19 protein-coding genes are annotated in these 20,674 nt (G+C 64.2%); 8 read left to right on the top strand and 11 right to left on the bottom strand.

What is annotated here, in order from left to right; all coding sequences use genetic code 11:
• Window positions 1–77: 77 nt before the first annotated feature.
• The 9 genes from NLY36_RS28010 to NLY36_RS27970 form a co-directional block, all read right to left on the bottom strand.
• Window positions 78–2,108, bottom strand: coding sequence for an SEL1-like repeat protein (locus NLY36_RS28010; protein WP_156933186.1), 2,031 nt, complete (start codon window positions 2,106–2,108; stop codon window positions 78–80).
• Window positions 2,109–2,188: 80 nt separating this feature from the next.
• The gene (locus NLY36_RS28005; RefSeq protein ID WP_023735421.1) at window positions 2,189–3,799 is read right to left on the bottom strand and encodes a WD40 repeat domain-containing protein; all 1,611 of its coding nucleotides are present in this window, start codon (window positions 3,797–3,799) and stop codon (window positions 2,189–2,191) included.
• A 106-nt stretch (window positions 3,800–3,905) separates the two neighbouring features.
• Window positions 3,906–4,676: an exodeoxyribonuclease III gene (locus tag NLY36_RS28000; RefSeq protein ID WP_023735422.1), complete on the bottom strand. Its 771-nt coding sequence runs from the start codon at window positions 4,674–4,676 to the stop codon at window positions 3,906–3,908.
• 7 nt (window positions 4,677–4,683) lie between these two features.
• Window positions 4,684–5,331, bottom strand: a complete 648-nt coding sequence (locus NLY36_RS27995; protein ID WP_023735423.1) for an alpha/beta hydrolase family protein — start codon at window positions 5,329–5,331, stop codon at window positions 4,684–4,686.
• Window positions 5,321–5,683 (bottom strand): hypothetical protein, encoded by a 363-nt coding sequence (locus tag NLY36_RS27990; RefSeq protein WP_155922512.1) that lies wholly within the window; start codon window positions 5,681–5,683, stop codon window positions 5,321–5,323. Before NLY36_RS27990 ends, NLY36_RS27995 begins: the two co-directional genes overlap by 11 nt.
• 7 nt (window positions 5,684–5,690) lie before the next feature.
• Window positions 5,691–6,818, bottom strand: coding sequence for a tetratricopeptide repeat protein (locus NLY36_RS27985; protein WP_023735425.1), 1,128 nt, complete (start codon window positions 6,816–6,818; stop codon window positions 5,691–5,693).
• Window positions 6,815–7,720: a non-homologous end joining protein Ku gene (ku, locus tag NLY36_RS27980; RefSeq protein WP_023685883.1), complete on the bottom strand. Its 906-nt coding sequence runs from the start codon at window positions 7,718–7,720 to the stop codon at window positions 6,815–6,817. The genes NLY36_RS27985 and ku overlap by 4 nt, the downstream gene beginning before the upstream one ends.
• A 449-nt stretch (window positions 7,721–8,169) precedes the next feature.
• The gene (gene ligD, locus NLY36_RS27975) at window positions 8,170–10,662 is read right to left on the bottom strand and encodes a DNA ligase D (RefSeq protein ID WP_023735426.1); all 2,493 of its coding nucleotides are present in this window, start codon (window positions 10,660–10,662) and stop codon (window positions 8,170–8,172) included.
• 117 nt (window positions 10,663–10,779) lie between these two features.
• Window positions 10,780–11,004 carry a hypothetical protein gene (locus NLY36_RS27970; protein ID WP_023673483.1) on the bottom strand — a complete coding sequence of 75 codons (225 nt, stop codon included), beginning with the start codon at window positions 11,002–11,004 and terminating at the stop codon, window positions 10,780–10,782.
• Between the two features lie 45 nt (window positions 11,005–11,049).
• Here NLY36_RS27970 and NLY36_RS27965 point away from each other — a divergent pair, with 45 nt between their 5' ends.
• The 6 genes from NLY36_RS27965 (at window position 11,050) to NLY36_RS27940 (ending at window position 17,090) form a co-directional block, all read left to right on the top strand.
• The gene (locus NLY36_RS27965; protein ID WP_156933187.1) at window positions 11,050–11,376 is read left to right on the top strand and encodes a hypothetical protein; all 327 of its coding nucleotides are present in this window, start codon (window positions 11,050–11,052) and stop codon (window positions 11,374–11,376) included.
• Between the two features lie 27 nt (window positions 11,377–11,403).
• Window positions 11,404–12,411, top strand: a complete 1,008-nt coding sequence (locus NLY36_RS27960) for an aldo/keto reductase (protein WP_023735427.1) — start codon at window positions 11,404–11,406, stop codon at window positions 12,409–12,411.
• A gap of 407 nt (window positions 12,412–12,818) precedes the next feature.
• The gene (locus NLY36_RS27955) at window positions 12,819–13,766 is read left to right on the top strand and encodes a substrate-binding domain-containing protein (protein WP_023673481.1); all 948 of its coding nucleotides are present in this window, start codon (window positions 12,819–12,821) and stop codon (window positions 13,764–13,766) included.
• A 171-nt stretch (window positions 13,767–13,937) separates the two neighbouring features.
• Window positions 13,938–15,569, top strand: coding sequence for a sugar ABC transporter ATP-binding protein (locus tag NLY36_RS27950; RefSeq protein WP_502882024.1), 1,632 nt, complete (start codon window positions 13,938–13,940; stop codon window positions 15,567–15,569).
• Window positions 15,566–16,582, top strand: coding sequence for an ABC transporter permease (locus NLY36_RS27945; RefSeq protein WP_023735429.1), 1,017 nt, complete (start codon window positions 15,566–15,568; stop codon window positions 16,580–16,582). Before NLY36_RS27950 ends, NLY36_RS27945 begins: the two co-directional genes overlap by 4 nt.
• A 10-nt stretch (window positions 16,583–16,592) precedes the next feature.
• Window positions 16,593–17,090: a GNAT family N-acetyltransferase gene (locus NLY36_RS27940; RefSeq protein ID WP_023735430.1), complete on the top strand. Its 498-nt coding sequence runs from the start codon at window positions 16,593–16,595 to the stop codon at window positions 17,088–17,090.
• A gap of 66 nt (window positions 17,091–17,156) precedes the next feature.
• On the opposite strand, the gene NLY36_RS27935 is transcribed toward NLY36_RS27940, so the two are convergent.
• Window positions 17,157–17,390 carry a hypothetical protein gene (locus NLY36_RS27935; RefSeq protein ID WP_031249097.1) on the bottom strand — a complete coding sequence of 78 codons (234 nt, stop codon included), beginning with the start codon at window positions 17,388–17,390 and terminating at the stop codon, window positions 17,157–17,159.
• 147 nt (window positions 17,391–17,537) lie between these two features.
• Window positions 17,538–18,167, bottom strand: a complete 630-nt coding sequence (locus tag NLY36_RS27930; protein WP_023735432.1) for a glutathione S-transferase family protein — start codon at window positions 18,165–18,167, stop codon at window positions 17,538–17,540.
• Between the two features lie 210 nt (window positions 18,168–18,377).
• Here NLY36_RS27930 and NLY36_RS27925 point away from each other — a divergent pair, with 210 nt between their 5' ends.
• A complete protein-coding gene (locus NLY36_RS27925) occupies window positions 18,378–19,364 on the top strand; it encodes a tagatose kinase (RefSeq protein ID WP_023735433.1) in 987 nt (328 codons plus the stop codon).
• The gene (locus tag NLY36_RS27920; RefSeq protein ID WP_023699146.1) at window positions 19,361–20,638 is read left to right on the top strand and encodes a D-tagatose-bisphosphate aldolase, class II, non-catalytic subunit; all 1,278 of its coding nucleotides are present in this window, start codon (window positions 19,361–19,363) and stop codon (window positions 20,636–20,638) included. The genes NLY36_RS27925 and NLY36_RS27920 overlap by 4 nt, the downstream gene beginning before the upstream one ends.
• Window positions 20,639–20,674: the final 36 nt, after the last annotated feature.

Genomic DNA, 20,674 nt, shown 5'->3' with positions numbered 1-20,674 from the left:
AAATGAGTCTTCGCATCGTGCGATACGAGTGTCACGCCTCAAACGGAAGGCGTGACGGCGACGCTTATGCACTCGGCTCACAGCATCTTGCTGTCGAGCTGGCCGTTTTCCTTCATCAGGTCGAGATAGGTCTTGGCGCCGGAACTGCCGTGGCCTGCCGCCTTGAAGAACCATTTGGCGGCTTCCTTGTAGTTTGGTTTCCCATCGACGCCGCGGTAGTAGAGCGAGCCCAGACTGAACTCGGCATCGACGCTGCCGGCCTTTGCGGCTTCCAGCCACCAGGACTCGGCAGCCTTGTCGTCTCTGGCAATGCCCACGCCGTTGGCCGAGGCATACGCTAAGGCGAGCTGGGCATCGACATTTCCCTGCCGCGCCGCCTTGAGCCACCAGCCCGCCGCATCCGCACTGCTTTGCGCAACGCCAACACCCTCGGAATAGGCTGTGCCGAGCGCTTTCTGCGCGAATGCATTGCTCTGGTCGGCGGCTTTGCGCCAGAGCCTTGCCGCCTGAACGGGGTCCTTCGTTACTCCTAGACCATCCCAATACAGTCCACCGAGAGCGAACTGCGCAAGGTCATTGTCCTTGTCGGCAGCCTTGCTCAGCCACTCGAATGCCTGCCTTTCATCCTTCCCGACGCCCTGCCCGTCCCGATACACGACCCCGACATTATACTGCGCTACCACATGGCCTTGGACAGCAGCCTTCATCCACCATCGGAAGGCCAGATCATTGTCTTGCGCAACGCCGCGGCCCTGGCTGTAGAGGATACCAAGCAGATATTGAGCGTCGGCGTTTCGCCCGTCGGACGCCTTTTGCGCCCAAGTCGCGGCCAACGCATCGTCCCGTCCCACGCCTTCGCCGAGCGAATACGCCCGGGCCAGATTGGCACCGGCTTCGGCATTCCCCGCTTCCGCGGCCTTGCGCCACCAATAGACCGCCTGCTCGGCGCTCTTCTCGACGCCTTGGCCCATCGAATAATATCCGCCCAGATTCGACTGGGCGAACACAAAGCCCTGATTGGCGGCTTTGCTCATCCACGCAAACGCCTGGCCGTCGTCCCTAGGGGTACCTTTTCCCTGGCCATAAGCGGCCGCCACCGCGTATTGCGCTTCTGTCAGACCGGTGGTTGCGGCCTTCATCCACCACCCGAACGCAAGGCGGTCATCCTGCTCAACGCCGTGGCCCCGCGAGTACAAAGTGCCCAGCAAAGCCTGGGCATTCGGCTCACCCAGATCGGCTGCCTTTTTCACCCACACTATGGCGGCCTGATCATCCTTCTTGACGCCTTGGTTAAGATAGTAGGCGCGTCCGAGACAGAAAGCGGCCTCCAGGCTTCCTTGGTCAGCCGCCTTGCGCCACCATGAGGCAGCCTGCTCGAAGCTTTGCGTAACACCCCGACCCTGTGCATACAGGACGCCGAGGGCGTACTGAGCGTTCGTATTGCCCTTGTCGGCTGACTGCCTGGAAAACTTCAACGCCAGTTGATCGTTTCTTTCGACCCCTTGGCCATTTAAATAGACTTGGCCGAGAGAATATTCAGCCTCGCCGCTCCCCTGATCGGCCGCCTTGCGCCACCAATAGAGCGCCTGCTCATAATTTTGCGCGACCCCTTGGCCCTGCCAGTACAACACGCCGAGCTGGTACTGCCCATTCATGTTGTCTTTATCGGCGGCCTTTCGTGAGAAACTCTCGGCAAGCCGACTGTCCTTTTCAACGCCCCTGCCCATAAGGTAGGCCTGACCCAGTGCTGCTATGGCTTCCGCATTGCCGCCATCGGCGGATTTCTTCCACCAATACACCGCCTGGCTGTCGTTCTGAGCCACGCCCTCCCCGCGCCAGTACAGCGCACCAAGCTGCCCTTTTGCGTCAACATTGCCGGCGTCCGCCATGATCTTCATTTGACGGAATACCTCGGCATAATCCTTTGCCTGGAGAGCCGCTGCACCCTTTTGTGCCGCTGACCACTGCACATAGTAATTTCGGCCAGGACCGAGCAGCACAAAAGCCGCCAGCAACACCAGAACGACGGTAAGGACCCCTCGGCGACGCGACGTGGGCGGGCTGTAGACAGGTGTATCCACTTTGGGCGCCCAGTCGTTGTTGCTCACCGTCCCCAATCCATTTGCAGCCACCAGTAATCCATAGCGCAAGCCAGGCTGTTCTGGAATATCCAAAGCATTTGATGTCGCTACTGCGGTGCGCCGGCGAACAGGATTTCGCCATCGCCGCCAGCCGCCGGCCAATCCCTGATGGTGCGATCGTCGCCGCCGGTGACCAGTGTGCCGTCGGTGGCGAAGGCAACGGCGTAGATCGGGCCGGTGCGGCTGTCGAACATGGCGGTCTGGCCGCCGGTGCCGACATCCCACAGCCGCGCCGTGCCGTCGAGCGAGCCGGAGGCCAGGCGCTTGCCGTCGGCCGACAGCGCCAGCGTATAGACGGTGCCTTCGTGACCCTCGAAGCGGCGCAATTCCCTAAACGTGTCGAGGTCCCAGAGCTTGATCGTGTAGTCGCCGCTGCCGGTGACGACATGATGGCCGTCGGCGGTGAAGACAGCGCCGTAAGTGCCCTGCTCGTGGCCGTGCCAGCTTCGCAATTGCTTGCCGCTTTCGACGTCCCAGAATTTAAGCGTGCCGTCGATGGAGCCGCTGAGCGCGCGCGTGCCGTCGGGCGAGATTGCGACCGTGCTGATCGGCCAGTCATGTCCGGTCATCACATGCAGCACCGATTTGTTGACGAGATCCCAGACGATGACGTTGCCGGTGTCGTGGCCACTGACGGCGCGCTTGCCGTCCGGGCTGATCGCCAGCTTACGCACGCCGCCATTCGCGCCCGACGAGAAGACATGCAGCACCGCGCCATCGGCAAGCTTTCGCAGCACGATCTCGCCATCGTCGCCGGCGGTCAGCGCGGTTGCGCCGTCGGGCATGAACAGCGCCGTGCGCGCCATGTCCTTGTGTTCACCAAGGTTGCGGATCAGCCGCTTGCCGGCGATGTCCCAGAGCTTGATCATATGGTCGGTGCTGGCGCTCATGATGTCGCGGCCATCGGCCGAGACGGCGAGCCAGACGATGGCGTCGCGATGGCCGTCGGGCTCGGTCGGCAGCGCCGGCGGAGGCGGCGGCAACGGCGCGACGGTTTGCGGTGGCGGTGTCGCCGGAGCCGGCGGTGGAGCAGTCTCCGGTGGCGGTGTCGCCGGAGCGACTGCGACTTGTGGCGGCCGCGGGGGAGCAGCCGGAGGCGTAGGCTGCGCCGGTTCCGGCGGTTTGGCAGCCTGCTCAGGCGGGGTTGGCTCGGGCGGCATGGTGACCTGCGGCGAACTCGGCGGGGCCGGTGGCGTCGCCAGGTCCGGCGGGACACCGTCGATGCCCTGGTCCTTCGGCTCGGCTTTGGGTTCGTTCGGGGCGGCCACCTCAGCGCCCGGGCCGGCGTCACGCGCCCAAGGGAAGTGGTCGGCCAGCAGCGCCAACACGGCGAGCACCGGCAACATGAGGAAGGCGCGCCGCAGACCGGGGCGGCCCTTTGGGTCGATCTCGGCGTCGCGGCCAAAAAGCGGCGTTCCAGCAGGCTGGCTTCGCCGACCCGGCAGCAGTCCGGCCCAGAACAACAGGGCGCCAAGCAGGCAAAGCCCGCCGACGGTCAGGAACACCACCGGTCGCAGCGTGGCTGGGCCGTGCAGCATGTGATCGATCCCGCTCCAGCTGAAATCTCTGTCGCCGAGCAGCAGATACGCCCGCAGCAGACAAGCCAAAGCGGCCGCCAGCAGCGGAAGCGCAAACAGCCTTTCGGCCAACCTGTCCATCGGACTCCCCCTCCGGTGCCGCACCTTGCTCATCATGCGGCCGCCGCAGCGAAACAAATAGTGCAAAACTGCGCCCACGAAAGTGGGCGCGATCACGCAGCCAAATTCACTTCAATTCGACCCATACCGGCGCGTGGTCGCTGGCGCCGTCCTCACCTCTGACATCGCGGTCGATGCCGGCAGCAGTGAGGCGGCGCGCCAGTTTCTTCGACAGCAAGATGTGGTCGAGCCGCAGCCCGGCATCGCGCGGCCAGCGATTGCGGCGGTAGTCCCAGAATGTGTAGAGCGTTTCCTTCGGATGCTTCTTGCGCAGCGCATCGGTCCAGCCCTGCTCGAGCAGACGCTGGAATGACGCCCGGCTTTCTGGCTGCACCAGCGCGTTGTCGTCATAGGAGCGGGTGGCGTAGATGTCGCGCGGCTCGGGCACGATGTTGTAGTCGCCGACCAGCGCCACCGGCAGGCTGGTGTCGAACAGTTCTGCGGCATGCGCCTCCAGCCGCGCGTGCCACGCCAGCTTGTACTGGAATTTCGGCCCCGGCTGCGGGTTACCGTTGGGCGCGTAGAGACAGGCGATGACGACGCCCGACACCGCCGCCTCGATGTAGCGGCTCTGCTTGTCGGCGGTATCGCCGGGCAGTTCGTCACGGGTCAGCACCGGCTCGGCTCCTCGCGCCAGTATGGCTACGCCGTTCCAGGTCGGCTCGCCCTTCCACACCGCGCCATAGCCGGCGTCGGCCAGTGCCGTGCGCGGAAACTGCAGGTCGCGCGCCTTCAGCTCCTGCAGGCAGACGACATCGGGCTTGGCTGCCGCCAGCCACGCCAGCAGGTTTTGCAGCCGGCTGTTGACGTTGTTGATATTGAAGGTGGCGATTTTCATTTGGCGATCAGGAAACGATCCGCCCTGTCCACGCCTTCACCGTCCCGGCCAGCGTCTTCAAATGATCGGCGGTCGAAAACCCCGACACGCTCTTGCGCGGCTTCAGGTCGTGGTCGCCATCCTCCAGCCAGATCACCTCGATGGCTTTGGAAAGGCCGTAGGTCGCGACCTCTTCTTTCGTGCCGAACTCGTCGCGGGTGCCCTGGAAGATCAGCGTCGGCGTCTTGAGGTCGGCGAGATGTTTTGTCCTGAGTTGCTCGGGCTTGGCCGGCGGATGAAAGGGATAGCCGAGGCAGACGAGGCCCGAAATCTCGCCCTTGGCGAACATCTCGTCGGCGACCATCGAGGCGACGCGCCCGCCCATCGACTTGCCGCCGATGATGAGCGGCCCGGTGACGCCCCTCGCCCTCAGATCGGCGATGGCCTTTATGTATTCCGGGTTGACCGTCTCGGCGCGCGGCGGCGGCTTGCGCTGGCCATAGCGTCGCGCCGCCATATAGTGGAATTCGAAGCGCGCAACCTGGAAGCCGGCTGTGGCGAGCGCCTTGGCGGTGGCGGTCATCGAAGGCGAATCCATCGATGCGCCGGCGCCGTGCGCCAGCAGGATGGTGACGGGAGCGGTGTCGAAGCCGTCGAAGAGGAAGCTAGTGGGCATCAGGCTGCGGGACCCCGATATAGTGGTAGGTGGTTTTGGACCCGTAAACTTCCTTACGCCACTGCTCCGGATGCAGGGTAACATGGGTGAAAATGGCTGCAAAAAACCCCACGAGCACGATGAAGAATGGCCGGCCGAAGCAAACGCGCTGCTTGTTCGACATACGGTCCTCGGGGCGCTGGGGAAATGGCCAAGTTCTGCGGTTGTAATATGTGGCCCAATTGATTTTGCTGTCTTCGAAAAAATTCCAGCCATTGCTCCAGTAGAAGAGCAGCTCGCGGGCCTCCTGCACCGCCAAAACGATGAAGCACGCGGTTAATCCCATACTCGAAATCTGAACAAGATTATCCACGGCAGCCTCACCCCGCCGTCCGAGCCAGCTGCAGATCGACGAACTGTATCCCCTTTTGCGCAGTGCGCGCCCATTCGCTGTCAGCATCGAGTTCGAGATAGCGCACCCAGTGGCGGCGGGCTTCGGTCAGATTGCCGGCGTCGAACTCCAGCCGGGCAAGGTTGAACACCGGATCGGCGTAGCTCTTGTCGAGCGCGATGGCCTTGACCAGATGCCGGCGCGCCGAGGCGATCTTGCCTTCGTCGCTCATCAGCCCGGCGAGGTTGAACCAGGCCTCGACGAACGCCGGATCGAGCTTGATCGCTCTTGCATAGTCATGCGCCGCGTCGGCCACGCGACCGGCGCCACGCAAGCAATTGGCGCGGTTGAACGCGGCGATGGCGTCGCTCGGATCGATGCTGAGGCAGCGTTGGTAGAGCGCCGCGGCATCGTCGTGCCGGCCCTCCTCTTCCGCGCTTTCAGCCTCGGCGAACAATTCTTCCAGCGTGTCGTCGCCGGCTGCGCTTGCGCTGCCGAGATCGAACAGCAGCTGGCCGTCGAGTTCGCTCTGGCCATCCTCGAGATAGATCTGATCGGGCCTGCCATGCTGCGAGCCGACATTGAGCGATTTGGCGGTGAGCGAGGCGATCGGGCCGGAACGGTGGACCGAGCGCGCGATGGCGCCCCAGGATGCACCGCCGGCGACCAGCCCGGCATATTTGCGGGCAAGGATCAGATCGCGGAACGAGTAGGGTTCACAATCGTGCTCGAAGGCGTCAAACAGGCTGAGCAGGTCGAGGTCGGCACCGGACAGTCTGGACTGGTCGACGAGAGACTGCCTGGACAGCGAAGACGCCTCCGGCGCCTTCATCAGACCAAGCAGGCGCAGGAAGCCATTTTCGCTAAGGAGTGTTCGGCCAGCGGAGCCCTCGGCTGCAACCCGGCGCTCGATCTCGGCATCGCCGCCCTTCGCCGTGCCGGCCTTGGCGATCAGCGTTCGGCCGAACACAACATGGCTGGTGCGCCTGGTGACGCCGCGCCGCAACTGGCCGTGCTGACGCTCCACCTCACGGGCCGCGAGCCGCAGCGGAAATGCCGCCAGCGCGCCGATGGCGCCGAAGACGGCGCCCGGGATTATACCGGTCGGCGCCGTCACCCCTTGCTCTTGCCGACGGCCTTGAGCAGATTGGCCTTCAACGGGTTTTCCTTGGCCGCACCCGCCTTACCCTTGGCGGCAGGTTTTTCAGCGTCGTCGGCCTTGCTCTTCGACTTGGCCGGCGGCTTGGCTGATTGCGACAGGCTCGCCTTCAACGCGTCCATGAGGTTGATGACATTGCCACGCTCGGGCGCCGCCGCAATGATCGGCTTATGGCCCTTCAGTTTCTCGCGGATCATCGTCATCAGCGCGATCTCGTAGCGGTCCTCATAATTCTTCGGATCGAAGGTGGTTTCCTTCTGCTTGATCAGCGCTTCGGCCAATTGCAGCATTTCGGGATCCGGCTTGCCAGCCGGGATGTTGCCGAAATATTCAGCCGTGCCGCGCACTTCGTTCGGGTTCCTCAACGTACACACGAACATGCCGTTCTCGCGCGCGCCGATCGTCACCACGCGCTCGCGGCTGGACAGGACAAGGCGGGCAATGGCCAGCTTGCCGGATTTGCGCATTGCCTCGCGCAGCACGGCGAAGGTTTCCTCCGCCATGGCGCCATCCGGCGCCATATAGTACGGCGCATCCTGATAAATGACGTCGACCTCGTCTTCGTCGACGAAGGCCTCGATGTTCATCGTGTGATTGGATTCGATGCGCACTGCTTCGAGGTCGGCCTCATCGATGATGATGTACTGCTTGTCCTCGTATTCGTAACCCTTGACCAAGTCCGCGCGCTCGACGAGGCCGAGTTCAGGGTCGACCGGCTTCATGTTGATGCGGTTGTGGGTCTTCTTGTGCAATTGGTTGAACGATATGCGCTCGCTGGTCGTCGTTGCCGGATAGAGCCGGACCGGACAGCTGACGAGGCTGAGCTTGAGGTAACCTTTCCAACTTGCCCTGGGCGCCATGATACTCTCCTACGCGGCCATGCACTGACATTTCAGACTGAGCATGATCTTCTCCGAAAACCGGTTCCCACGTTTCGGGATCATGCTTACTGCAGCGCTTCGTCCAAAGGACGAATGGTGCTGCGGAAATCCTACACCGGCCCCAAACATACCGGCAAATTCCTGACGAAACCTTCCAGGTGAGCTGGAGGGCACCGACGGAGGATAATTCAAATTGTCCGCATGGTCGATGGACTTGGGGAAGTAAGTCATGCCGGAGGGACAGCACCCCCCTCTGTCCTGCCGGACATCTCCCCCCCAAGTGGGGAGATTGGCAGCTTCAACCTTATCGCTCCTCTTGCAAGGTTTGCGATTGGCGAAAGCAGAGGCGACATCCGATCTCCCCCCTTGCGGGGGAGATGTCCGGCAGGACAGAGGGGGGGTGTGCCGGATCGCCAACACCTCCCGATCTACTTCCCCGAAAACAACGGCAAATCTCTTGCGAAATCCTCCATGTCCGCCCACGGATCGCCCGACGTCGCCAACAGCCCCGGCAAGGACGAATAGTTCAGATCCTGCGGCGCATCGATCGTCTCAAGGTCTGCCCAACTCACCGGCGTCGACGCCGGCAGGTTGGTGCGGGCGCGCAGCGAATAGGGGGCGGCAGAGGTGTGGCCGCGCGCGTTGCGGTGATAGTCGATGAAGATGCGGCGCTTGCGGTTTTCCTTGCCCATTGTGGTGGTGAAAGTGTCGGGCGCGGTGGCCGCCAGAAGCGTGGAGATGGCGCTGGTCGCCTGGTGCAGCTTCTTCCAGTTCTGCTTTTGCGTCACCGGCACGGTTATGTGGATGCCGCTGCCGCCGGATGTCTTGGCGAACGGCACCAGGCCGAGCCGTTCCAGCTCGCCCTTGATGTGGACGGCGGCCTCGACCACTTCGCGCCAGGCGATGCCCTCACCCGGATCGAGATCGAAAACGATCTGGTCGGGCTTGTCGGGGCTCAAGCGATGCGTGCCCCAGGTGTGGAACTCGACGACGCCGAACTGCGCCAGCGCCAGATAACCTTTTGCTCCCTCGACCGACAGATAGGATTTGGTTTCACCTTCGGAGTTGGTGGCATCAAAAGTGACCACCGACGGCGGCATGCCGGTGAAGGCGTGGCGCTGGAAGAAACAGTCCTTCGGCAGGCCCGTCGGGCAGCGCACCAGCGACACCGGGCGGCCCATGATATGCGGCAGCATGAAATCGCCGACCAGCGCGTAATAGACGGCGATGTCGAGTTTGGTCGGTCCGGTCTTGCCGAACAGCCGCCGCTCCGGATTGGTCACCCAGATGGTGGCGAGATCGGCTTCGGCGATCAGCCGCTTGCGCTTCGGCGACACCGGCGTCGACAGGCCGACATCGCGCAAGCCCCGAAACACACCGTGGCGCAGCGAATTGTCCGCCGTTCGGTTGGCGTAGTGGATGCGGGCCGACAGCATCGGCCGCACCCATTTCATCTCGCGCATGATCTCGCGCGGCACACCCTCGGGTGCTGTCGCGCCGTCGCGCAGCGGCTGCAGCCGGGCCAGCAAGTCGCCCGCCGTCGCGGCATCGAAGCCGGTGCCAACCTTGCCGCGATAGTGCAGTTCACCATCCGCGAATTCAGCCATGCCGATTGCCGCCAGTCCTTCGGCCGCGTCGGAAACGGTGTAGCCGGCGATGATGAAATCGCCGGTCTCCAGCGCCTTGACCTTGGTCCAGGTCTTGGTGCGGCCGCTCTGGTAGATGGCGTTGGCGCGCTTGGAGACGACGCCTTCCAGCCCAAGGATCGAGGCCTGATCGTAAAGCCCCTGCCCGTCGCCTTCGACATGGTCGCTCAGCTGGATGGCGGAGTTGGCGCCCTGCCCGGCTAGCAGTTCGGCGAGCAAGGCCTTGCGTCTTGCGAGCGGCGCCTTGCGGAGGTCCCAGCCGTCGAGATGCAGCAGGTCGAAGGCATAGAAATGGAGCTTGCTGCCCGCACCCGCCGACAGCGCATCCTGCAGCAGCGCGAAACGCGAGATGCCCTTCTCGTCCAGCACCATGATCTCGCCGTCGATGATCGCCTGGCTGAGCGGTAGCCGGGAAAAGGCTTGCGGCAGGTCGCCGTAACGCTTCGTCCAGTCGATGCCGCCGCGGGTGATCAACCTGACCTCGCCATCTCCGACATGCGCCATGGTACGATAGCCGTCGAATTTTATTTCATGCAGCCAGAGTTCACCTGTGTCTTCCACCGGCCCGCCCGGCGGTTTCGGCACCTGCGTGGCGAGCTGCGGCTCGATGCGCGACGGCGGATCGCCCCTGACCGCACCGGACAACGCGCCGGGTTTCAGCGCGCCGGGCTTGGGCGGCAGGCGGGCCGGCTTCCTCGGCGGCGCCACCAGCTCCTCGATCCGCTTGCCGGACTTCACGCTTTCCGGCCGCGCTTCCAGGATGTCGAGGCCGGTATCGGCGGCGAGATCGCGCTCCTTGAACAGCAGCCAGTTTTTCTTCTCGCTGTCTTCGCCGGGCTTGGGCTTCAGACGGGTCAGCATCCAGCCGCCATTCAACTTGTCGCCGGCCAGCCGGAACTTGAAGGCGCCGGTGCGCAGGCTCTTGTCGACATCGTCCATCGGTGCCCAGGTGCCGGTGTCCCAGACGATCATCGGCCCGCCGCCATATTCGCCTTCGGGAATGACGCCCTCGAAGTCGATATATTCGAGCGGATGGTCCTCGGTCTCGACTGCAAGCCGCTTGTCGGCCGGGTTGAGCGAGGGCCCGCGCGGCACCGCCCAGCTTTTCAGCACGCCGCCGACCTGCAGGCGCAAATCGTAATGGTCGGCGGTGGCGTGATGCTTGTGGACGACGAAGCGGTTGCCGTCGCCTGAAATGAGCCCGCCCGCCGGTTCCGGCGTCTTCGTAAATTCGCGCTTGGCGCGGTAGGCCTTGAGTTTTGGCGGGGTTGGCATGGGTCAGGCGGGAGCGGCGGCGGCGGACGAACCTTCCCTGCGCCGCGTTCCTGCACAGTGCTGTCCCGCCAACATTTCAGATTTCCCAGCGTGGTGCGAAGAATGTGGAGATCACGCTCAATCGTCTGAGGCGGGCGTCAGGTCTAGCTCGGCCGGGGACAGCCCTTGTTGGAGCTGGCTCAGCCGGAACTCGTCGACCCAGTAGGCCTCGCCGTCGACCAGCACGCGGGCCGAGTAGACGCCGCCGGAAAAGCTTTGCGCGGTGACGTAGACCTTGTGGCGGTCGAGCGCCTTGCGCACCGCGGCGCGCTTGGAATTCTGGCTGGTGACGGAACTGGCCATGGCTCACTCATACACAAGACCGCAAGACATGGCGGCGGCATAAGGATGCTGGAGATCGGCTGCTCTGTCAATTTTGACCGCCTGCTTCTGGCAGCGCTACGATCCGGCGGCAGCAAAAAACCGCTGCGCCTCGGCAGCGGACTTTGCAATGGCGACGACAATATTCGGTTAGTGGTCCGAAGGAATTATGAGCGCGGTGACGCGCGAGAGCTGCTGACGCCGGTTCCGCGTCGGCTTCTCGTAGATCTTCTTCATTGGTATCCCCATGGCCCCCAATGGCCGCCAGCAAAGGCGCTTGCGGCTGGGTTTTGTCAAGGGAAGCGCTGTTCTTCCGCCGAACAGCTATGGAAACTGGAGGAGCGGCCGCTATAGTTTTCCTCAGCCCCAAGGAGAACGGCAATGACCCTCAGCACCCGCAAACTCGGCAGCCAGGGGCTGCAGGTCTCGGTGATCGGCCTCGGCTGCATGGGCATGAGCCAGTCCTACGGCCCTGCCGACGAGGCGGAATCGATCGCCACCCTGCACCGAGCCATCGAACTCGGCTGTACCTTCCTCGACACGGCGGAAGTCTACGGCGCTTATGCCAATGAAGAACTGCTCGGGCGGGCGCTGAAGGGCCGGCGCGATGAGGTGACCCTTGCCACCAAATTCGGCTTCCGCATCGAAAACGGCAGACAGGTCGGCACGGAGCGTGACAGCCGGCCCGACCATATCCGCGAGGCGCTGGAGGGCTCGCTGAAGCGGCTCGGCACCGACCATATCGACCTTTACTACCAGCATCGCGTCGATCCGGCGGTGCCGATGGAAGACGTCGCCGGCACGGTCGGCCGGCTGGTTGCCGATGGCAAGGTGCGCTTCTTCGGCCTGTCGGAAGCGGGCGCGGCGAATATCGGCCGTGCGCATGCCGTGCACCCTGTCTCGGCGCTGCAGAGCGAGTATTCGCTTTGGGAGCGCAATCTGGAGCCGGAGATCATCCCGCTGCTCAAAAAGCTCGGCATCGGCCTGGTGCCGTTCGCGCCGCTCGGCCGCGGTTTCCTCGCCGGCGACGTCAAGCGCGCCGAGGATTATCCGGAAGGCGATTTCCGCCGCGGCGACCCCCGCTATCAGGGCGCCAACTACGACGCCAATGTCGCGGCTGCGGCTGCGGTGCAGGAGGTGGCCGCGGCCAAAGGGGCAAAGCCCGCACAGATCGCGCTGGCCTGGGTGCTCGGCAAGGGCGACGGTTTCCGCATTGACATCGTGCCGATCCCGGGGACAAAGCGGCGCAAGTATCTCGAAGAAAATGTTGCTGCGGCCGCGGTCACGCTCGACGCGGCCGAGATAGCTGCGCTCGACGCAGCCCTTGCGCCGGGCAAGGTCTCAGGGCCGCGCTACAATGAGCGGGTGATGACGACGATCGATCGGTAGAGGCGTCTAAGCTGCCAATCTCCCCCCTCGTGGGGGAGATGCCTGGCAAGGCAGAGGGGGGCGCGAAGGATCGCCCGCATCAAGTATTCTGCGTAGAGGTTAGCTCAAAGATGTAAGTGAAATTGGCCAATGTCGGCGGGACAGCGCCCCCCTCTGTCCTGCCGGACATCTCCCCCACAAGGGGGGAGATTAGCAGTTTCAGCCCCTCGCCTCACCTTGCGTAATCGATTTTCCTTGGCTAGCATCCTCGGGTCGGCGCCGTGCGGAGGAGAACGTTGCGGCGGACCGGCTGGAGCGCCTCGCGTCCCCTCGGGGCGGTCACAGGACACTCCATTTTTGAATTGACGCAAGGACCGTCCCGAGCCGCTCCCGGTTTCGGGCTCCTGCGTTCATGTGGAGGATATCTGATGAACAGACGCGAATTCCTGTTGTCGACCGTGGCGACCGGCGCCATGGCGCTGGCCGCGCCCATGGCCTTTGCCGCCGACAAATTGACCATATTGGGCTCGGTGCCCAATCTCGGCTTTCCGTTCTTTGTGCACATGCTGAACGAGATCAAGGCGGAGGCGCAGGCGCAAGGCGTCAATCTGACCGAGAGCGACGGCCAGAACTCGGCGCCGAAGCAGACCGCCGACATCGAGGCCGCACTTGTGCAGAAGGTCAACGCCATCGTGATTTCGCCGCTTGACGTCAACGCGCTGGCGCCGGCGATCGAGGAAGCGGTCAAGGCCGGCGTTCCGGTGGTGACGATCGACCGCCGCGTCGACGGCGTCGAGGGCATTCTCGCCCATGTCGGCGCCGACAACGTCAAGGGTGGCGAAGCCGAGGCGCAGGCCATGGTGGCGGCGTTCCCGAACGGCGCCAAGCTGTTCCATTTGCAGGGCCAGCCGGGTGCCGGGCCCGCGATCGACCGCAACAAAGGCGTCCACAATGTGCTCGATCCGCTCAAGGACAAGTACCAGATCATCTTCGAGCAGACCGCTAATTTCGCCCGCGCCGAAGCGCTGTCGGTGACCGAGGCCGGGCTTGCCGCCAACGGCAAGCCGGACGCCATCATCTGCGCCAATGACGACATGGCGCTCGGCGCGCTCGAAGCCTGTGCCGCGCGCAACTTCACCGACGTCAAGATCTACGGCTTCGACGCGCTGCCGGAAGCGCTGGTCGCCGTGCGCGACGGCAAGCTCGCCGGCACGGTCGAGCAGTTCCCCGGCGAACAGTCGCGCAAGGCGGTGCAGATCGCGGTCGCCTTCGCCAGGGACAAGACCGAGCCGAAGGAGAAGCTGGTGCTGTTGACGCCGATCGTCATCGGCAAGGACAATCTCGACAAGGCGGAGAGGTTGAACGAGACGAAGTGAGAGTAAGGCCCATGACGGGTGGAGGTCGCGCTCTGTCGCGCCCCCCTCTGTCCTGCCGGACATCTCCCCCACTTGGGGGGAGATTGGCCGTCACGTCTGTTTTCGCCAATCGCCAACGCTGTAGAAAAAGTGCTGCCGGCAAAACTGCTGATCTCCCCCCGTGTGGGGGAGATGTCCGGCAGGACAGAGGGGGGCGCTGTCCCCCTGCCTATCGCAATCCGGGAGCAATGCTTGTCCGCCGTTGAGCCCACCGCATCATCGCCCCCGCTCCTTTCCGTCGAAGGCGTGACCAAGCATTTTTCCGGCGTCACCGCGCTCAGCGACGTTTCGCTCGAGGTGCGGCCCAGTGAGATCCTTGGCCTGCTCGGCGAGAACGGCGCCGGCAAGTCGACGCTGTTGAAAATCCTGTCCGGCGTGATGCCGCCGTCAAGCGGCCGCATCGTCTTCGACGGCGCCGACTACGCGCCGTCCAGTCCGCAGGATGCCAAGCGGCATGGCATCGTCACCATCTATCAGGAACTGAGCCTGATCCCGACGCTGACGGTTGCGGAAAACATTTTCATCGGCCGCGCGCCGCTCGGGCCGCTCGGGCTGGTCAGTTGGCGCAGGATGGAGGACGCCTCGCGCGCGATCATCGCCCGCGTCGGTCTCGACATCGATCCGGCGACGCCGGTGTCCTCGCTGTCGGTAGCCGAACAGCAGCTGGTCGAAATCGCCCGCGCTCTGTCGCTGGAAAGCCGCCTGATCATCATGGACGAGCCGACCTCGGCGCTGACCGAGACTGAGGTGCAGAAGCTTATGTCGATCATGGACAGGCTGCGCAAGGACGGCGTGGCCATCATGTTCGTCACCCACCGGCTGGAAGAAGCGTCCGCCATTTGCGACCGCATGACCGTGCTGCGGGACGGCAGGCTGGCCGGTCATCTCGACCGCGACGGCCGGCCCATCCAGATTCCGAAGATCATCGAGAAGATGGTCGGCCGCGCCGCCTCCGAACTCTACGCGCGGCCGACGCAGCGCGACGTCGCCGGCGAGGTCCGGCTCTCGGTGCGAGGCTTGCGAACGGTGCGCGATCCGCTGGCGCCGCACGCCATCGTGCTCGAAGGCGTCGACCTCGATGTGAAGGCCGGCGAAATCCTCGGCGTTGCCGGTCTCGTCGGTTCCGGCCGCACCGAGCTTGCCCGCGCCATTTTCGGCGCCGACCGCATCGCGGCGGGTAACATCACGCTGGACGGCAAGCCGATCGCCCCGGCCTCCCCCGCCGACGCCATCAAACTCGGCATCGGGCTGGTGCCGGAAGACCGCAAGCACCAGGCGATTTTTGCAGCACTTGGCATTCTCAACAATTTCTCCATCGCCTCGCTCGGCCGCTACAGCAATGGCGCCGGCTTCATGGCCGAACGGCGCGAGCGCGAGGCGCTGGCCGGCTATCGCAAGGCACTGTCGATCCGCATGGCTTCGCCCGAGCAGGCGATCGAGGGGCTGTCCGGCGGCAACCAGCAAAAGGTGATCCTGGCCCGCTGGCTGGCGCGCGACCCGAAAGTACTGATCGTCGACGAGCCGACGCGCGGCGTCGATGTCGGCGCCAAGGCCGAAGTGCACCAGATCCTGGTGCAGCTTGCCGCACGCGGCATCGCCATCATGATGATCTCGTCGGAGCTGCCGGAGGTGCTGGCAGTGTCGGATCGCATCGTTACGATGCGGCGCGGCCGTATCACCGGCGAAATGCCGGGCATCGAAGCGACCGAGGAAAAACTGATGGAACTGATGGCGCTCGACCGCAAGCAGGACGCAACGCAATGACCAGCACCACCGAACAGACCCAGCGCAGCGGCATCAACATCGCGCGGCTTCTGATGAGTTTTGGGCCGCTGATGTTCCTGGCGGTGTTGATCGTCATCTTCACCGTGCTGAAGCCGAGCTTCATCGATCCAATCAACCTGTTCAACATTTTGAGGCAGATCTCGATCACCGGGCTGATCGCGCTTGGCATGACTTTCGTCATCCTCACTGCCGGCATCGACCTGTCGGTCGGCTCGCTGCTCGCCTTCTGCGGCATGGTGGCGGCGGTGGTGGCCAAGGGCGGCACCGCCAACACGCTGTCGCTGTCGACCACGGGCACGCAAGGATATGGCTGGTTCGCCGCCTTGCTTGCCGCCGTCATCGTCGGGGCGCTGGCCGGCGCCGTCCAGGGCTTTGCCATCACCAGGCTGAAAGTGCCGCCCTTCGTCGTCACGCTGGGTGGTCTCACAGTGTTTCGCGGCCTGACGCTGACCATCTCCAATGGCGGACCGATCTCCGGTTTCGACGCCTCGATGCGCTGGTTCGGCACCGGGCTCATCGGACCGGTGCCGGTGCCCGCGATCATCTTCGCGGCGGCCGCCATCCTGTGCCACATCGTGCTGCGCTATACGCGCTATGGCCGTGCCGTCTATGCCGTCGGCGGCAATGCCGAGGCCGCACGCCTGTCGGGCCTGCGCGTCGACCGCATTCTGATCTCGGTCTATGTCATCGTCGGCTTCTTCGCCGGGCTGGCCGCCTTCGTTTTGTCAGCACGGCTCAACTCCTCCGAAGCCGTGGCCGGCATCGGCTACGAGCTTACGGTGATTTCGGCCGTGGTCATCGGCGGCACCTCGCTATTCGGCGGCATCGGCTCGGTCGGCGGCACGGTGGTGGGCGCAGCACTGATCGGCGTGCTGCAGAACGGGCTACAGTTCAACAATGTCTCTTCCTACACACAAAGCATCGTCATCGGCCTGATCCTGATCCTGGCCGTGGCCTTCGATCGGTGGCTGAAGTCGCGGGTAAGGCAGTAAGGGATCGGCCATGGTTCAGATCAGGGCGATGACAGAGAACGATGTAGCGTCGGTATCGCGGCTGCTGGGAGAGTCTTGGCGGCGCACCTATTCGTCGATCCTGGGACCTGAAAATACAGCGCGGCTCTCGGACGACAAGCATGCGCCCGAGCGGCTGGCAGAGGAACTTGGGGACGACAACAAGATGTCGTTCGTGGCCGAACGGCCGGACGGTTCGATCGCCGGCTACGCGATGGCGGCGATGGACGATCGTGGCGATGTCCTGCTCGACCGGCTGCACATCGACAAGACAGAGTTCGGCAGCGGGCTCGCCACCGACCTGCTGCACGCGGTGCTTGTCGCGCATGCCGGCATCCCCAGCATTGCGCTGGAAGTGATCGAGGGCAACGACCGGGCGATCGCCTTCTATCGCAAGCACGGTTTCGAAGTGGTCGAGCGCCACACGGCCGCGCACGGCGTTGGCGGCCACGCCTCGCTGATCATGCGCCGGCTGCTGTCGAGGGCGTAAGGGAAGGGAATAGGCCGTAGGGAATAGGGAATAAGGTGGCGCAGACCGATACCCTACGCCTACGGCCTACTGCGACGCCGCTTGCCGGCCGTCCTCGTCGTCCGGCATATCGAGAATTTCGATCAGCCGCGCCACCTTCGTTCCCGGCAAGGGGCGACCCTCGTTGACCAGCGCCTCGTCGGCACCGAGCCAAGCGAACGCCTCGCGCAGTTCTTCAAGGGTGGCGCCGGTCAGCGCGATGTCGGCTATGACCGCCTCGTCTACCGGCCCCAACACCGAAATGATGTCGTCGCGTGTCATGGTCACCTCCATGCTAAGTGCCGGCCGGTCGTCGAGTTGACGCCGGGATCCGGCCATCCAGTCAACGGATTGCGAGCGAAAGCCGCCGACAAAGCAGAATCTGGGTCTTCTTTTCGACTAAGCAAGGTGAACGCGCGCCTTTTGCCGTCAAGCAGCCGAGTGCGGATCGATGCTGTAGAGATGCACGGGATAGCCGGGACCGATGGCGTCGCGCACCCGGTCCGTCCAGGCGAGGACCGCCGGATAAGCCGCCAGCGCAAAGCCGCAATCTTCGGCACGGTGGCCGTAGGCATAGACAGCAATGTCGGCGATGGTGAGCGTGTCGCCGACAAGGAACGGCGTGTCGTTCAGGCTGCGCTCCAGCGCTGCCAGCGTGCGGGCGCCGGCTTCGCGCTTGGCCGGAACCATCGCCTGGTTGCGCTCCAGCCTTCCGGCCAGCGTCCAGAAGCGCAGGGAGCCGATGACCGGCTCGACATGGTACTGTTCGAACAACAGCCATTGCATAATTTTCGCGCTGACATAGCGATCCGCCGGCAGCAAGGGCGTGCCTTCGGCGAGATAAATGAGGATCGCATTCGATTCGGCGATCGCACGGCCATCCTCGAGTTCGAGCACAGGAACGGCGCCGGCCGGGTTGAGCTTCAGGAAGGCGTCGGTGTGGCTCTCGCCCTCGAAAATCGACACCAGGCGGCTTTCATAGGGAATGTTGAGCAGGCCGAGCACGACCCTCGCCTTCCAACCGTTTTGCGACGGCAAATAATCATGAAGCGTGAGCATGGCTGTCCTTTCGCTGCGGTCGACGCCTGATTTGCACGGTGCCACGATACCAGCCACCCGAATCCTGCAATGTGTACGCGCGGAAACAGATAAATTATACGCATGTAGAGTTTTATTGACTTCGCTGTATGTGCGATTTACCCGATAAACACTTGCGTCGGATAACTGCGCGGGCAAGCAATCAGTTTGCGTGTGAGAGGAATCGCAAGCATGAGCCTTTCGCGCCGAAGCGAGATCGCCGCCGAGGCCGTGGGGCCAACGATTGCCGCCGGCGAAATCCTGGTCGAGATCATGGCGACGGAACGGGGTTTCGGCTTCCTCGAGCCGCAATCGCTTGTCGGGCCATTCCCCAGCGGTGCGCCGGCGATCTTCATCGATCAGGTCGCCCGGCTGGGAGGCGGCGCCGGCATTATCGGCTGCGTCGGCCGCGACGATTTCGGCACGCTCAACCTGGACAGGCTGGAGCGCGACGGCGTCGACGTCTCAGCCGTCGATATCAGCGACCGCTTCCCGACGGGATGCGCCTTCGTGCGCTACCGGCCCGATGGTATCAGGGACTTCGTCTACAACATCGCCGAATCCGCCGCCGGGCAGATCCACCTGACCACTGCTGCGCGCCTGCTGGCGGACAGGGCCGGCCATCTGCATATCATGGGATCGACGCTGTCGGTGGCAGGGCTGAAGGAGATCGTCAGCTACGCAGTGCAGGCGGTTCGTGCCCGCGGCGGCTCGACCTCATTCGACCCGAATGTGCGCAAGGAGCTGATCGACGGCTCCGACGGCGCACTGTTTTCCGCACTCATCGACGATGCCGACCTGCTGCTGCCGTCCGGCGACGAATTGCTCGCTACGGCGGGCGTCGATGACGAGCACCGGGCGGTGGCGGCGCTGTTTGCCAGGGGCGTCGGCGAGATCGTGCTGAAGCGCGGTGCTGACGGCTCTTCCTGGTTCGGCGCCGACGGCGCCAGGATCGACTGCGCCGGTTTTCAGGTCGAGGAAGTCGACCCCACGGGCGCCGGCGATTGTTTCGGCGCCACCTACCTGACCTGCCGCCGCCAGGGGATGGAGCCCGGCAAGGCGCTGCTTTATGCCAATGCCGCCGGCGCCCGCAACGTCACCCGGCGCGGCCCGATGGAGGGCGTCACCAGCTTCGACGGACTCGATCAATTCATCAAGGGAACAGCGAGACGGACATGAGCGCCAACCCGCTTGCAGGCCTCGCCAGCGCGCGCAAAAACGGCTCGCCCTACGGCATCACCTCGATCTGCTCCGCGCATCCGCTGGTGATCCAGACGGCGATCAGGCGCGCCGTTGCCGACAGGGAGAAAAACCTGCTGATTGAGGCAACCTGCAATCAGGTCAACCAGTTCGGCGGCTATACCGGAATGACCCCGGCGCTGTTCGTCGCCTTCGTGCTGGAGATCGCCTGCCGCGAGGGGCTGGAAGCCTCGCGTATCATCTTCGGCGGCGACCATCTGGGACCGAACCCGTGGCGCGCAGAGCCGGCGGCGCAGGCGATGGACAAGGCCGAGGCCATGGTCGGCGCCTATATCGCGGCCGGCTTCACCAAGATCCATCTCGACGCATCGATGGGCTGCGCCGGCGAGCCGGCGGCGCTTGACGACGAGACCATCGCCACCCGGGCGGCGCGGCTGGCAAAGGCGGCCGAAACGGGCGCGCACGCCGCAGGCAGCACCTTGCCGGTCTACATCATCGGCACCGAAGTTCCCGCCCCCGGCGGCGTCGACCATGCGATCAGCGAGTTGAAGCCGACCGAGGCGGCGGCGGCGCGGCGCACGATCGAGGTTCACCGGGAGATCTTTGCCCGCGAAGGCCTGACCGAGGCGTTCGGCCGCGTCATGGCCGTGGTGGTGCAGCCGGGCGTGGAATTCGGCAGCCAGAATGTCGTCGCCTACGCGCCCGAAAAATCCAAGGGCCTGACCGGCTTGCTCGATGAGCAGCCGTCGCTCGTCTACGAGGCGCATTCGACCGACTACCAGACCCGTGCGGCTTTGACCGCGCTGGTCGCAAACGGCTTTCCTATCCTCAAGGTCGGCCCCGGCCTGACCTTCGCCTTGCGCGAGGCGCTTTACGGGCTCGACCTGATCGCCTCCGAAATGGCCAGGGACTATGGCGACCGGTCGCTCGCCCGCACCATGGAAAGCGCGATGCTGGCAGCACCCGGCCATTGGCACAGCCACTATCATGGCAACGAAGCAGAGCTCTATGTGCAGCGGCATTACAGCTACAGCGATCGCATCCGCTATTATTGGAGCAACCCCACCGCTGTCGCGGCGGTCGAGCGCCTGCGCAAGGCGCTGGACGACGTTGCCATTCCCGAAACGCTGATGCGGCAATTCCTGCCGGCGCTGCCGGCCGAACTCGGGCCGGCGGGCAATCCCGAGGCTATCCTTCTCGAAGCTGTCGATCAGGTGCTGGCCGACTATGACGCGGCCTGCCGTGGGACCTGAGTGCATTGCGCCGGGTTGATCTTTGCCTCAGCCCAG

The organism is Mesorhizobium sp. C399B, assembly GCF_030323185.1.
Lineage (GTDB): Bacteria > Pseudomonadota > Alphaproteobacteria > Rhizobiales > Rhizobiaceae > Mesorhizobium.
The sequence above is the reverse complement of the archived record's forward strand: the minus strand, read 5'-3'. Positions and strand labels throughout refer to the sequence as shown.